General features: G+C 29.7%; 16 protein-coding genes and 1 tRNA gene. 14 read left to right on the forward strand and 3 right to left on the reverse strand.

Annotation, left to right across the window (positions count from 1 at the left end; all coding sequences use genetic code 11):
* The 10 genes from Q4A58_RS04280 to atpC all read left to right on the forward strand — a co-directional run bounded on the left by Q4A58_RS04280 (window position 1) and on the right by atpC (window position 7,080).
* The gene (locus Q4A58_RS04280) at window positions 1-222 is read left to right on the forward strand and encodes an AtpZ/AtpI family protein (RefSeq protein ID WP_303116825.1); all 222 of its coding nucleotides are present in this window, start codon (window positions 1-3) and stop codon (window positions 220-222) included.
* A 13-nt stretch (window positions 223-235) separates the two neighbouring features.
* Window positions 236-607, forward strand: coding sequence for an ATP synthase subunit I (locus tag Q4A58_RS04285; RefSeq protein WP_303116827.1), 372 nt, complete (start codon window positions 236-238; stop codon window positions 605-607).
* A gap of 34 nt (window positions 608-641) precedes the next feature.
* Complete coding sequence (gene atpB, locus Q4A58_RS04290; protein ID WP_303116829.1) at window positions 642-1,391, forward strand: F0F1 ATP synthase subunit A; 750 nt, start codon at window positions 642-644, stop codon at window positions 1,389-1,391.
* Between the two features lie 62 nt (window positions 1,392-1,453).
* A complete protein-coding gene (gene atpE, locus Q4A58_RS04295; protein ID WP_303116831.1) occupies window positions 1,454-1,726 on the forward strand; it encodes an ATP synthase F0 subunit C in 273 nt (90 codons plus the stop codon).
* A gap of 51 nt (window positions 1,727-1,777) precedes the next feature.
* The gene (gene atpF / locus Q4A58_RS04300; protein ID WP_368501144.1) at window positions 1,778-2,269 is read left to right on the forward strand and encodes a F0F1 ATP synthase subunit B; all 492 of its coding nucleotides are present in this window, start codon (window positions 1,778-1,780) and stop codon (window positions 2,267-2,269) included.
* On the forward strand, window positions 2,266-2,796 hold the full coding sequence (gene atpH, locus Q4A58_RS04305; protein ID WP_303116833.1) for an ATP synthase F1 subunit delta: 531 nt from the start codon (window positions 2,266-2,268) through the stop codon (window positions 2,794-2,796). The genes atpF and atpH overlap by 4 nt, the downstream gene beginning before the upstream one ends.
* A gap of 18 nt (window positions 2,797-2,814) precedes the next feature.
* Window positions 2,815-4,317, forward strand: a complete 1,503-nt coding sequence (gene atpA, locus Q4A58_RS04310) for a F0F1 ATP synthase subunit alpha (protein ID WP_303116834.1) — start codon at window positions 2,815-2,817, stop codon at window positions 4,315-4,317.
* A 10-nt stretch (window positions 4,318-4,327) separates the two neighbouring features.
* Window positions 4,328-5,176: an ATP synthase F1 subunit gamma gene (atpG, locus tag Q4A58_RS04315; protein ID WP_303116835.1), complete on the forward strand. Its 849-nt coding sequence runs from the start codon at window positions 4,328-4,330 to the stop codon at window positions 5,174-5,176.
* A gap of 97 nt (window positions 5,177-5,273) precedes the next feature.
* Window positions 5,274-6,662, forward strand: coding sequence for a F0F1 ATP synthase subunit beta (gene atpD / locus Q4A58_RS04320; protein ID WP_303116836.1), 1,389 nt, complete (start codon window positions 5,274-5,276; stop codon window positions 6,660-6,662).
* 10 nt (window positions 6,663-6,672) lie between these two features.
* Entirely contained in the window at window positions 6,673-7,080 is a 408-nt protein-coding gene (gene atpC / locus Q4A58_RS04325; RefSeq protein WP_303116837.1) for an ATP synthase F1 subunit epsilon, read from the forward strand.
* Between the two features lie 100 nt (window positions 7,081-7,180).
* Here the strand turns inward: atpC and Q4A58_RS04330 are convergent.
* Window positions 7,181-7,257: transfer RNA gene (locus Q4A58_RS04330), tRNA-Arg, on the reverse strand.
* Between the two features lie 245 nt (window positions 7,258-7,502).
* Here Q4A58_RS04330 and Q4A58_RS04335 point away from each other — a divergent pair.
* From Q4A58_RS04335 to Q4A58_RS04350, 4 genes are read left to right on the forward strand one after another with little or no spacing between them, the layout of a single operon-like run.
* Window positions 7,503-8,276: a 5-oxoprolinase subunit PxpA gene (locus Q4A58_RS04335; protein WP_303116838.1), complete on the forward strand. Its 774-nt coding sequence runs from the start codon at window positions 7,503-7,505 to the stop codon at window positions 8,274-8,276.
* Window positions 8,277-8,288: 12 nt separating this feature from the next.
* The gene (locus tag Q4A58_RS04340) at window positions 8,289-9,476 is read left to right on the forward strand and encodes an NRAMP family divalent metal transporter (RefSeq protein WP_303116839.1); all 1,188 of its coding nucleotides are present in this window, start codon (window positions 8,289-8,291) and stop codon (window positions 9,474-9,476) included.
* A 9-nt stretch (window positions 9,477-9,485) separates the two neighbouring features.
* Window positions 9,486-10,232: a 5-oxoprolinase subunit PxpB gene (pxpB, locus tag Q4A58_RS04345; RefSeq protein WP_303116841.1), complete on the forward strand. Its 747-nt coding sequence runs from the start codon at window positions 9,486-9,488 to the stop codon at window positions 10,230-10,232.
* Window positions 10,225-11,241, forward strand: coding sequence for a biotin-dependent carboxyltransferase family protein (locus Q4A58_RS04350; protein WP_303116843.1), 1,017 nt, complete (start codon window positions 10,225-10,227; stop codon window positions 11,239-11,241). The genes pxpB and Q4A58_RS04350 overlap by 8 nt, the downstream gene beginning before the upstream one ends.
* Before the next feature lie 112 nt (window positions 11,242-11,353).
* Here the strand turns inward: Q4A58_RS04350 and Q4A58_RS04355 are convergent, their stop codons facing one another.
* On the reverse strand, window positions 11,354-12,136 hold the full coding sequence (locus tag Q4A58_RS04355) for a GTP pyrophosphokinase (RefSeq protein ID WP_303116844.1): 783 nt from the start codon (window positions 12,134-12,136) through the stop codon (window positions 11,354-11,356).
* 16 nt (window positions 12,137-12,152) lie between these two features.
* Window positions 12,153-13,070 (reverse strand): hypothetical protein (locus Q4A58_RS04360; protein WP_303116845.1); only part of this gene is annotated, 918 nt, incomplete at its 5' end.

Raw genomic sequence — 13,070 nt, forward strand, 5'->3', positions numbered from 1 at the left:
ATGAAACTAAATAATTTTTTTAATAGTGATGCAATAAGATATCTTACATTACTAGGAAATATAGGTTTTACAATTTTTATAAATATATTTATAAGTATATATCTTTATAAATTTTTTGAAAAATATTTCTTTCAGAGCCTAATAGTTTTCATATTGTTTCTATTTTTAGGAATAGCAAATGCTTTTTATAGTATATATAAAACTATTATGGGGAAAAAATAGTGGTGATAAGATTATGGATGAAATAAAAAAGCTCTTTAAAAGAATGTTTTTAACTAGTTTAATATTTTTAATTGTAGGCTTACTTACTAAAAGTACACATATTTTAGTAGGTTTGTTGAGTGGAAGTATAATCTCAATATTGAGTTTATATATACTGAGTATGGATGTGAAGAGCATAGCTTATTGTAAAGATCATAAGCTTGCAAGAAAAATAGCTATTTTGGGTTATTTAAAAAGATATGTTCTTTATTTAATATACTTGGGATTAATTTTACATTTTTTAGATTTTAAATATTTTTTGTCGGCAATAATTGGACTTTTAAGTGTAAGACTTAACATATATTTAATTTTGTTGGAAGAAAAATTGAAAAAATTTAAAAAGTAAAATTGTAAGAGAATATATAGAAAGGAGGAAAGCAGTGATATTTGGACCAATAGAATTTACAAAAGCGCCATTAGTATCAGGCCCAGATATAATTTTACACATATTTGGTCTGCCCATTAGTTCAACTATTGTAACAACTTGGGTTATAATTGCAGGTTTCTTTATTCTTTTTAAGTTAGGAACTAAAAATTTAAAAATCAATCCTGGAAAATTTCAAATTTTTCTTGAAACCATGTATGAGTTTTTAGAAACTATGATAGCTCAGATTTTAGGAATATGGAAAAATAAATATTTTGCTTATTTTTCAACTTTATTTTTATTTATTTTTGTTTCTAATATAATATCATTTTTCCCAATTCCTTGGGCATCAATGCAAAATGGAATGATAAGAATCTACCCTGCATTTAGATCTCCGACAGCAGATTTAAATACAACAGTATGTTTAGCCTTTTTAACAACATGTTTATTTGTATCAACTGCAATAAAATATAATGGTATAGGAGGGTATTTAAAAGGATTTACCTCTCCTACTATAGTAATGTTACCCATGAATATAGTTGGTGAAATGGCAAAACCTTTAAATATATCCATGCGTTTGTTCGGAAATATGTTTGCAGGAACTGTAATAATGGGACTTTTATATATGGCTGTTCCCTGGGGAATACCTGCACCATTACATTTGTATTTTGATTTATTTGCAGGAGCAGTACAAAGTTTTGTTTTTGTAACTTTATCAATGGTTTATGTACAAGGTGCATTGGGAGATGCGGAGTATAATGGTTAATTTTATATAAAAATGAACTTGGTTTAAAAATAAATTGAGAATAGAATTAGGAGGAATAAAATATGGATATGTTAACAGCAAAAACTATAGTTTTAGGATGTTCAGCAGTAGGTGCAGGATTAGCAATGATAGCAGGTTTAGGACCAGGAATAGGTGAAGGATATGCAGCTGGAAAAGCAGTTGAAGCAGTTGCAAGGCAGCCTGAAGCGAGAGGAAATATAATCTCTACAATGATATTAGGACAAGCTGTATCTGAATCAACAGGAATCTACTCTCTGGTTATAGCTTTAATATTGTTATATGCAAATCCATTATTAAATTTATTAGTGGGATAATAAAATATTTTATATCACTTTGAGAAAGGAGGTAAAATATTGTCTAATACTATGCCAGTAATTTCAATAGATACAACTTTTTTTTGGCAAATAATAAACTTTTTTATTTTACTTTTTATAATAAATAAATATTTTAGAAAACCTATAGCGAGAATAATAGCAGAAAGAAAAGAAAAAATAGAAAGGGATATGGAAGAAGCTAAAAAAAATAAGAAGAATGCAGAGGAATTATTTAAAAATGCAGAACTTGCAATGAATAGCTCTAAAAAAGAGGCTTTAGAAATAATAAAAAAAGCTGAAAGAAAGGCCTTTGAAGAAGGAGATTTAATAATTCAAGAAGCAAAAACAAACAGAGAGAAAATAATAAGAACAACAGAAGCAGAAGTAGCTAAAATGAAAGATGATGCTAAGGAAGCATTAAATGATGAAGTCAAAAAACTAGCTGCTGACCTAGCTGAAAAAATAATAAAAGAAAAAATTGACAATGTTCAAGAAACTTCACTTATTGATGAATTCATAGCAGAGGTAGGCGAGGATAAATGATAGATATCCAAGTTGGAAAAAGATATGCTGAGGCAATTTATGAGATTTCTGAGGAAAGAAATCAAATAAAAGAGATATATGAATTATTAAATATGGTTATGGAGCTTTATAAAAGAGATAATGACTTTAAAAACTTTATAACAAGTCCTCTTATATCATTTGAAGAAAAGGTAATAACTTTAAAAGAAATTTTTAATAATGTCAAAGATAAAAATTTAGAAATCTTATTTTATATTATGAAAAAAAATAGGATAGAAGCTATAAGAGAGATAGTTGCAGAATTTTTAAAAATACACTATAAGAAAAATAAAATATTGGATGTAAAAGCTATATTTACAAGAGAATTGAGTGCTGAGCAAAGAGAAAAGCTTATTACAAAACTTTCACAAAAAACAGGAAAAGAAATTAATTTAGAAGTTGTTGTGGATAAAAATATACTAGGTGGTGGAATTTTAAAAATAGGTGACAAGGTTATAGATGGATCTATACGTAAAGATTTGGAAAACTGGAAGAGTACTAAATCTTAAATTAGGAGGTGCAATAACTTGAAAATTAGACCTGAAGAGGTAAGTTCTATAATAAAGAAAGAAATAGAAAATTACAAAAAGAGTTTAGAGATAAAAACTTCTGGGTCTGTTCTTGAAGTTGGAGATGGTATCGCAAGAATATATGGATTGAGCGATGTAATGTCAGGAGAACTTTTAGAATTTCCTCATAATGTTATGGGAATGGCCCTAAACTTAGAAGAAAATAATGTTGGAGCAGTTATACTTGGGAATGCTTCTCTTATTAAAGAAGGAGATGAAGTAAAAGCAACAGGAAGAGTTGTATCAGTTCCAGCAGGGGATAAAATGCTAGGTAGAGTTATAAACTCACTTGGAGAACCAATAGATGGAAAAGGAGAAATTGAATTTGAAAAATATATGCCTATAGAAAGAAAGGCATCGGGAATTATATCAAGACAGCCAGTCTTTGAACCTTTACAAACAGGAATTAAGTCAATTGATGGAATGGTACCGATTGGTAGAGGGCAAAGAGAACTTATAATAGGTGACAGGCAGACAGGTAAAACAGCTATAGCAGTAGATGCAATAATTAATCAAAAAGGAACAGGAGTAAAATGTATCTATGTAGCTATAGGGCAAAAGAGATCTACAGTAGCTCAAATCTATAAAAAATTGGAAGATTTAGGTTGTATGGAATATACTATTATAGTTGCAGCAACAGCTTCTGAATCAGCTCCACTTCAATATATGGCACCATATTCAGGAGTATCTATTGGAGAATATTTTATGGATAAGGGAGAGCATGTGCTTATAGTTTACGATGATCTATCTAAACATGCTGTAGCTTATAGAGAGATGTCTTTATTACTTAGAAGACCACCTGGTAGAGAGGCTTATCCAGGGGATGTGTTTTATTTACATTCAAGGTTATTAGAGAGAGCGGCTAAACTTTCAGATGAATTAGGAGGAGGCTCAATTACAGCTTTACCTATAATAGAAACTCAGGCAGGAGATGTATCAGCATATATACCTACAAATGTAATATCTATAACAGATGGACAGATATTTTTAGAATCTCAACTTTTTAACTCAGGATTTAGACCAGCTATAAATGCAGGTATATCAGTATCAAGAGTTGGAGGAGCAGCACAAATAAAAGCTATGAAACAAGTAGCATCTAAAGTAAAATTGGAACTTGCTCAATATTCAGAACTTTTAACTTTTTCGCAATTTGGTTCAGATTTAGATAAGGCAACGCTTGCTCAATTGGAAAGAGGTCATAGAATAATGGAGATTTTAAAGCAGCCTCAATACAATCCTTATAAAGTTGAAGAACAAGTAGTTTCTTTCTATGCAGCTATACATGGATACTTAGAAAGTATAGAAGTTGAAAATGTTAAAAGATTTGAAAAAGAATTACTTGAATATTTAAAAGGTACAACGAATATATTAAAACAAATAGCTGATAAAAAAGCTTTAGACAAGGATTTAGAAAAAGCACTTAAAGAAGCTATAGTAAATTTCAAAAAAACATTTAATTAAGGAGTAGGTTATGGCTGGAACTAAAGAAATAAAAAATAGAATAAAGAGTATTCAGTCAACTCGTCAAATTACTAAGGCAATGGAAATTGTATCTACAACAAAATTTAAAAAGTTTTCTAAACTTGTTGCAGAGTCAAGACCTTATGAAGAGAGTATGAAAAAGATATTGGCAAATATTTCAAGTGCTTTGAAATATGATAGACATCCTCTGTTTGATGGGAAAGAAATAGTTAAAAATATAGCAGTTATAGTTATAACAGCAGATAGAGGTCTATGTGGAAGTTTTAGTTCGGCAACTTTAAAAGAATTAGAAAAACTTAGAAAAGCCAATAGTGATAAAAAAATATCCATTATAACTTTAGGAAGAAAAGGAAAAGATTACTCTACTAAAAGAAAATATGAGGTGAAAAATTCATATATAAAAATAAATCCTGAAGAGATGGGAGAAATTTCTAAAGAAATATCTTCTGAAGTAGTAAAGAGATATGAGATGAGTGAATATGATGAAGTTTATTTAATCTATAATAAGTTTATTTCAGCTTTAAGATATGATTTAATAAGCGAAAGAATTATTCCTATAAAAAAGATAGAAGGGCAAAAAAATGAAGAGTATATATTTGAACCAAGTAAAGAATATATTTTATCTTCTCTTTTACCAAGATTTTTGAATGTTCAAATTTATCAAGCTATATTGAATAATGCTGCGAGTGAACATTCAGCTAGAAAAAATGCAATGAATAATGCTACAGAGAATGCAGATGAAATGTTAAGAACATTGAATTTAAAATATAATAGAAATAGACAATCAGCTATAACTCAGGAAATAACTGAGATAGTTGGAGGAGCATCTGCTCTTTAATAAGCATAAATTTAAAATATTATAAAATAGTTTTATAAGTTTGACATCTTTAAAAAAGATTGAAAGTCTAATCATAAGAATAAGGAGGCAATATTAAGTGAATAAAGGAACTATAACGCAAATTATATCTGCTGTTGTGGACGTAGCTTTTAAAGATGAATTGCCTGAAATATATAATGCTTTAAAAGTAAAAGTTGGAGAGAGGGAATTAGTTTTAGAGGTTGAACAACATTTAGGAAATAATGTTGTGAGAACTGTAGCTATGGATTCTACTGAAGGACTTAGAAGAGGTATGGAGGTTATAGATACAGGAAGCCCCATAACTGTTCCAGTTGGTAAGGAAGTATTAGGAAGAATACTAAATGTTTTAGGGGAGCCAGTGGATAATGGAGAAGCTGTAAAGGCTGAAAATTATTTGCCCATACATAGAGAAGCACCTAAGTTCGAAGATTTACATACAGAAACAGAGATATTTGAAACAGGAATAAAAGTAATAGATTTACTTGCTCCATATATTAAGGGAGGAAAAATAGGACTTTTTGGAGGAGCGGGAGTTGGAAAAACAGTTCTTATAATGGAACTTATAAATAATATAGCAAAAGGACATGGAGGAATTTCAGTTTTTGCTGGAGTTGGAGAGAGAACAAGAGAAGGAAGAGATTTATATAATGAAATGACAGAATCAGGAGTTTTATCTAAAACTTCACTTGTATATGGACAAATGAATGAACCACCTGGAGCAAGGCTTAGAGTTGCATTAACAGGATTAACTATTGCTGAAAATTTTAGAGATAAAGATGGGCAAGATGTACTTCTATTTATAGATAATATATTTAGATTTACTCAAGCTGGTTCAGAAGTTTCAGCTCTTCTTGGAAGAATACCATCAGCAGTTGGTTATCAACCTAACTTAGCAACTGAAATGGGAACTTTACAAGAGAGAATAACATCAACTAAATCAGGTTCCATAACTTCAGTTCAAGCAGTTTATGTTCCAGCGGATGACTTAACTGACCCAGCACCAGCAACAACTTTTTCACATCTGGATGCAACAACAGTTTTATCAAGAAATATAGCATCATTGGGGATTTATCCAGCTGTTGATCCTTTAGATTCTACATCTAAAGCTTTATCTGAGGATGTTGTTGGAAAGGAGCACTATGAGGTTGCAAGAAAAGTTCAAGAAGTTTTACAAAGATATAAGGAACTTCAAGATATTATAGCTATACTTGGAATGGATGAATTATCTGATGAAGATAAGTTAACAGTTGCAAGAGCAAGAAAAATTGAGAGATTTTTCTCACAACCTTTCTCTGTTGCAGAGCAGTTTACGGGAATGGATGGAAAATATGTTCCTGTTAAAGATACTATAAGAGGTTTTAGAGAAATTTTAGAAGGGAAGCATGACGAAATACCAGAACAGGCCTTTTTATATGTCGGAACAATAGAAGAGGCAGTGGCTAAAGCAAAAGATTTAGCTAAATAAGGAGGTAATTATGCCAAATTTTAAAGTTAAGGTTGTTACTCATACAAAGAAAGTTATTGAAAGAGAAGCCGATTATTTAAGAGTAAGAACAACAGAAGGAGATTTAGGGATTTTAGCAAACCATGCTCCATTGGTTGCAGAGCTTGCAATGGGACAAATGGAAATAGAATATAAGGATAAGACTAAAAGGGATGCTTACTTTGTATCTGGAGGTTTTTTAGAAATTTCCAATAATGAAGCTACTGTTATAGCTGATGAACTTATAGCAGTTACTAGTATAAATATAGAAAAAGAAGAAGCGCAAATAGAAAAAATTAAAAATTTAATAGAAAAAGGTTCAGAGAAATCTTTTATTTTAGAGAAAAAATTAAAAGAAAGTCAGGCTAAGATAGAACTAAAAAATTCTTACTCTAAATAAAATAAAAAACTAGAAATTTATTATAATTTCTAGTTTTTTATTTTTAATCAAAAAAGTATGTAATTTGTATGTAATAAGTTTAAAAACTTATAGAAATTTATGGCGCACCCAGCAGGGGTCGAACCCACAACCTTCTGATCCGTAGTCAGACGCTCTATCCAGTTGAGCTATGGATGCACATAGATAAGGATATCATATATTTTTTTGCCTGTCAAATTCATTTAAAGTTTATAGGAAAAAGTTATTTAAAAATAATTAGTAAGAAAAATTAATTTTTAAAAATTTAATTAAAATATTTTATATACATAACGAATTGAATATAAATATAAAAGTATAAATTAGAACAATAATATTATTTTATTGACTAGATAAAAAATAATAAATATAATAAGTAATATAAAGCTTTAATAAAGGAGGGCACTATGAAGTATTATGTAGATTTAAACAGTGACATTGGAGAAGGATTTGGTAGCTATAAAATGGGACTTGATGAAGAGATAATGAAGTGTGTAACCAGTGTTAATATAGCTTGTGGCTGGCATGCAGGAGATCCTCTTATCATGGATAGAACAATTAAATATGCAAAAGAAAATTCTGTGGAGATAGGAGCTCATCCTGGATATCCTGATTTATTGGGATTTGGTAGAAGAAAAATGGATATAACAGCAGAGGAGGCAAGAGCATATATGTTATATCAATTAGGTGCTCTGGAAGCTTTTGCTAAGGTAAATGGATTGAAGATACAGCATATGAAATTACATGGAGGCTTCTATAATTCAGCTGCAGTAGACCCTAAGCTAGCATCTGCTGTTTTAGATGGCATAGAACAGTTTAACAGAGAAATAATAGTCATGATATTGAGTGGAAGTTATATGGCAAAAGAAGCAAAAAGAAGAGGTTTAAAAGTAGCAGAGGAGGTTTTTGCAGATAGAGGTTATAATTCAGATGGCACCTTGGTTAATAGAAAGTTACCTGGGGCTTTTATAAAAGACCCAGACGAAGCTATTGAAAGAGTAATAAAAATGGTAAAGACTAAGAAGGTAACAGCGGTAAATGGAGAAGAAATAGATATAGAAGCTGATTCTATCTGCGTTCATGGTGACAATCCAAAAGCTATTGAATTTGTGGAAAGAATAAGAAAATCTTTATTCGAAAGTGGAGTTGAAGTAAAATCTTTAAATAAATTTATAAAATAGGAGAGTGCTAAGATGAAAAATAAAAATATTTCAGTTCTTTTAGGTGCGGCATTTTTAATGGCAACTTCTGCAATAGGGCCTGGTTTTATGACTCAAACAGCAAAATTTACAAAAGATATGGGAGCAACCTTTGCCTTTGTAATAGCTATTTCTGTTATAATGTCTTTTATTGCACAGTTAAATGTATGGCGAGTTTTAGCGGTTTCTAAAAAAAGAGGTCAAGATTTAGCAAATGATGTCTTCCCTGGCTTAGGTTATTTTATAACATTTTTAGTTTGCTTAGGAGGCTTGGCATTTAATATTGGAAATGTAGGAGGAGCTGCTTTAGGTTTACAAGTACTCTTTGGTTTTGATTTAAAGTTAGGAGCAACAATAGGTGGAATTATAGGTCTTATAATATTTATTTCTAAAAATGGTTCAAGGCTTATGGATAAAATGACGCAGATACTTGGAGCCATGATGATACTTCTTATAGGTTATGTAGCTTTTGTGACTAATCCACCAGTTGGAACTGCCGCAAAAGAAGTGTTTATACCATCAAGTATAAATTTCATAGCTATAATAACTCTTATTGGTGGAACAGTTGGAGGTTATATAATATTCTCTGGTGGACATAGATTAATTGATGCTGGAATAGTTGGAGAAGAAAATTTAGCTCAGGTGAATAAGTCAGCAATTTTAGGTATAGGAGTAGCTACTATAGTAAGAATATTTTTATTTTTGGCAGTGTTGGGAGTGGTAGCTTTGGGTTATAACTTAGATCCTGCAAATCCAGCAGCAGATGCTTTTAAAATAGCAGCTGGTACAGTAGGTTATAAGATATTCGGTTTAGTCTTTTTAGCCGCAGCTTTGACTTCAATAGTGGGAGCAGCCTATACTAGTGTATCATTTTTAAAAACTTTATTTAAGATTGTAGAAAAATATGAGAATATTTTTATAATTTTATTTATAGTATCTTCTACTTTGATTTTAATAGTTTTAGGAAGACCAGCTAAATTATTGGTTTTAGCAGGTTCATTAAATGGCTTAATACTTCCTATAACTCTAGCTATAGCACTTATAGCTAGTAAGAAAAAAACTATAGTAAATGAATATAAACATTCACAAATATTATTTTTTCTAGGATGGGCAGTGGTAATTTTTACAGCTTATATAGGATTTACTTCACTTAAGGGCTTATTAACTCTATTTAATAGTTAGGAGGAATTTATGACTTCAACAAAATTTTTAGCAGCTGGTGACTGTTCCTTTGTAATTGAATTTGGAGCAGAAATCTCCCCTGAAATAAATAGGAATATTAAGAGATTAATGCTAGATTTAGAAGAACAAAACATAGATGGACTTATGGAAATAATTCCAACTTATTGTTCCATGCTTATAAATTATAATCCATGCAAAATAACTTATAAAGAATTAGAGAAGAAAATAAAAAAACTCTTAAAAAATATTACTAAATCTGAAGAAGAAGATGAGGTTAAATTAATAGAAATTCCAACATTATACAGTGATGAATACGGTCCAGATTTAAGTTATGTGGCAGAATATAATGGTTTAACAAAGGAAGAAGTTATAAAAATACATACTTCTACAGATTATTTAGTATATATGTTAGGTTTTATGCCAGGCTTTACCTATCTTGGTGGTATGAGCGAGAGAATAGCTACCCCCAGATTAGAGAGTCCTAGACTACAAATACTTCCTGGATCTGTTGGCATAGCTGGTAAACAGACAGGAATTTATCCCTCGCTTTCACCAGGAGGATGGAGAATTATAGGTAGAACTCCTTTAAAATTATATAATGTTGAAAGTGAAAATCCAGTTTTTATAAGTTCTGGGGATTATGTGAGATATATAGCTATAGATGAGGAAGAATATGAAAAAATTCAAGCAGAGGTTGAAGAGGGAGTATATAAGATAAATATCCGAAAAGTGAAAAGAGGTGAGTTGAATGTCTAGTATAAAAGTCATTAAACCAGGTCTTTGTACTACAATTCAAGATCTTGGAAGAATAGGATATCAACAATATGGCATTCCAGTTTCAGGAGTTATGGATGAATTTGCATTTAGAGTAGGTAATTACTTGGTGGAAGCTGAAGATAATAACGCAGCTTTAGAAATTCAATATCTTGGACCAACGTTAGATTTTGGTTTTGATATAAGTATAGCTATCACTGGAGCAAATTTAAATCCAAAAGTAAATGGTGAAGAAGTACCAATGTGGAAGAGTATAAACATAAAAAAAGGAGATATACTCTCTTTTAGTTCAACAAAATCTGGGGCAAGAGCCTATCTTACATTTGCAGGAGAAATAGATGTAGCTCTTGTTAATAAAAGTAAGTCTACACTTTTAAAATCAAAATTAGGTGGTTTTGAGGGAAGACAGTTAAAAATTGGAGATGAGATAAGAATTAAAAATCCTAAAATCATTAAAAAAAATACTTTGCTTCCAATGTATATTCCTACTTATTTAGATTTTGAAGAAATTAGAGTTGTATTAGGTCCACAGGATAAACATTTTAAAACAAAGGGAATAAAAACTTTTTTAAATTCAGAATATACAATAACTAAAGATGCAGATAGAATGGGTATGAGATTGGAAGGAGAACTTATAGAACATAAAGATGGTGCAGATATAATTTCAGATGCAACGGTATTTGGTTCCATTCAAGTTCCTGGAAATGGAAAACCTATTATATTACTTGCTGATAGACAAACAACAGGAGGCTATACCAAAATTGCTACAGTTATAAAAGCAGATTTGCCTAAGTTAGCTCAAATGTCACCTGGAAATAGAATCAGATTTAAGGGTTTAGATATCCAAGAAGCGGAACAAGAGTATAGAAATTTTTATGAAAATCTTGAAAAAATAAGAGAAAGTATAGAAAATGGAATTAAAAAAGCTTATTCTGAAAAGGACTTAAAAGTTTTGAAGAAACTTTTTGCAAATCGTTTAAGAATTAAATAAATAATTAAAAAATAGGGTAGCTCGCACAGCATCCGCTTTCTTGTATTTAAGATTGAGGATATTCACAGTGCAAGACCCTATTTTTATATGAAAAAAATAAATTTTTTATGTCTTATTTGAATTTCATATCAAGTTCTCTTTCCAAATCAGGAATCTCTTTATTCAGTGAGAAATCTTTTTTTACTTTTTTCAAAAAAGTTCCCATTTCATCAGCAGAACCGACAATACGATTAAATATAGCTAGATATTCAGTAATAATTGGATTATCAATATCATATGGATACCTCATGATGTGATCAATTTCACTCCATGCTTCTTCAAAAACTGTTCTAACTTGTATTTCAACTAAAATATTTGTAGATTTAGTGATATTTATTTCAATTAGGTAGTGAACAGATCTATAACCATGTTCCCTGACAATAACCTCACAGTTTAAATCTTTTATAGATTCTTCAAATTCTTCTATATTATAGTCTCCTCTTCTGACATTTATCTGAGGTATTTCATGTAAATTCCATAAATTCACGATTTCATTATGTATGCTACGCCAATCATCTTTAAAAAGATGTAAGACTCTTACTCCTATCAAGTCAGTAACAATCTCTTTATAATTTTTAACAGAAATATCTTTATCTTTATATTTTTTGCCCTTTCTAATTATTTTTTCAATTAGATGGGTAGGTTTTTTAACCCTCCTTCTTACTGAGTGTACAGAAGGGATATCAATTAGTTTTGATACTATGTGACCAGCCTCTTTTTCCAATAAACTTATAAGCTTAGTGTAGTCGTTATATATTTTAACAAGTTCATCCCAATCTAAACCTGTTGAATTAAAGTATTCTTCATCAATTGAAAATTCTTTAAAGAACATTTTTTTGTCTAAGTTATTAAACATCAGTATAGCTCCTTTGTTACTTTTTTACTTTTTCAAGAGTAATTTTTACAGTTTTTTTATTTAAATCTATTTTGTTATTTAAGAGTTCTCTTTCTGTAAGAGGACTTCTTAAATATATTTTTTCAAGTATGTCGAAAGAAAGATTTTTTAAATTAAATTTATGTAGTCTATTTAAAATTAATTTATCTCCAGCTTCTAAGTCAATAGGTTTCTTAATTTTTAAATTTATCCAAGTATCAATAAAATCATTGTGAAGCTCAGTATTTAAAAGAGAAAGAGCATAAAAAGAAATCTTAGAACTTGTTAAATCTTTGTTTCTATTTAGAGAATAAGTGTTGACTAAAGTTTCATAGGAATTTAAAATTTCTAAAATATTGTTAAATTTAAAGGCTTCTATATGATTTACAAAATCTAAATCACATACTATATTAGAGAAATGAAACTTAATAGTGCAACCTGAAAATAGATTGACAAAAAACTCTAAGATATTTCTCAATCTATTATTTTTAATATTATCTGATATTTCATATTCAAATAAGTCATTTGAACGCAATAAAAGAGTTCCTTCAGCATTTACACCCAAGGATAATTTAAAATCTCTTTTTTTAAGTTCAATCATTTTGAATTTAGGATATTCGACTATTCTAATTTGCATATTGTAAATTTTTGTAAAACCGAAATCCACCTCTGCAAAGCCTACGTTATTTATATTAAGAGCTTGTGTGCTTTGAGAAAAATTTCTGTATTTTATTGGAAATTTATCTAAGAATAAGGTTTTATATTTTATTTCAGTTGCTGTTTCTATAAAGTCTTCTTCATTTATTGTCAATTCAATAATTTTTTCCTTCCTTTTCTGATGAACATTTTCAGATTCAACGAACTTACTTTTCATAAAAGGAAGTTGAGGGAAAATTTCAATTTTTTTGTTTTCAAT

Source organism: Fusobacterium sp., from assembly GCF_030528405.1.
Taxonomy (GTDB): domain Bacteria; phylum Fusobacteriota; class Fusobacteriia; order Fusobacteriales; family Fusobacteriaceae; genus Fusobacterium.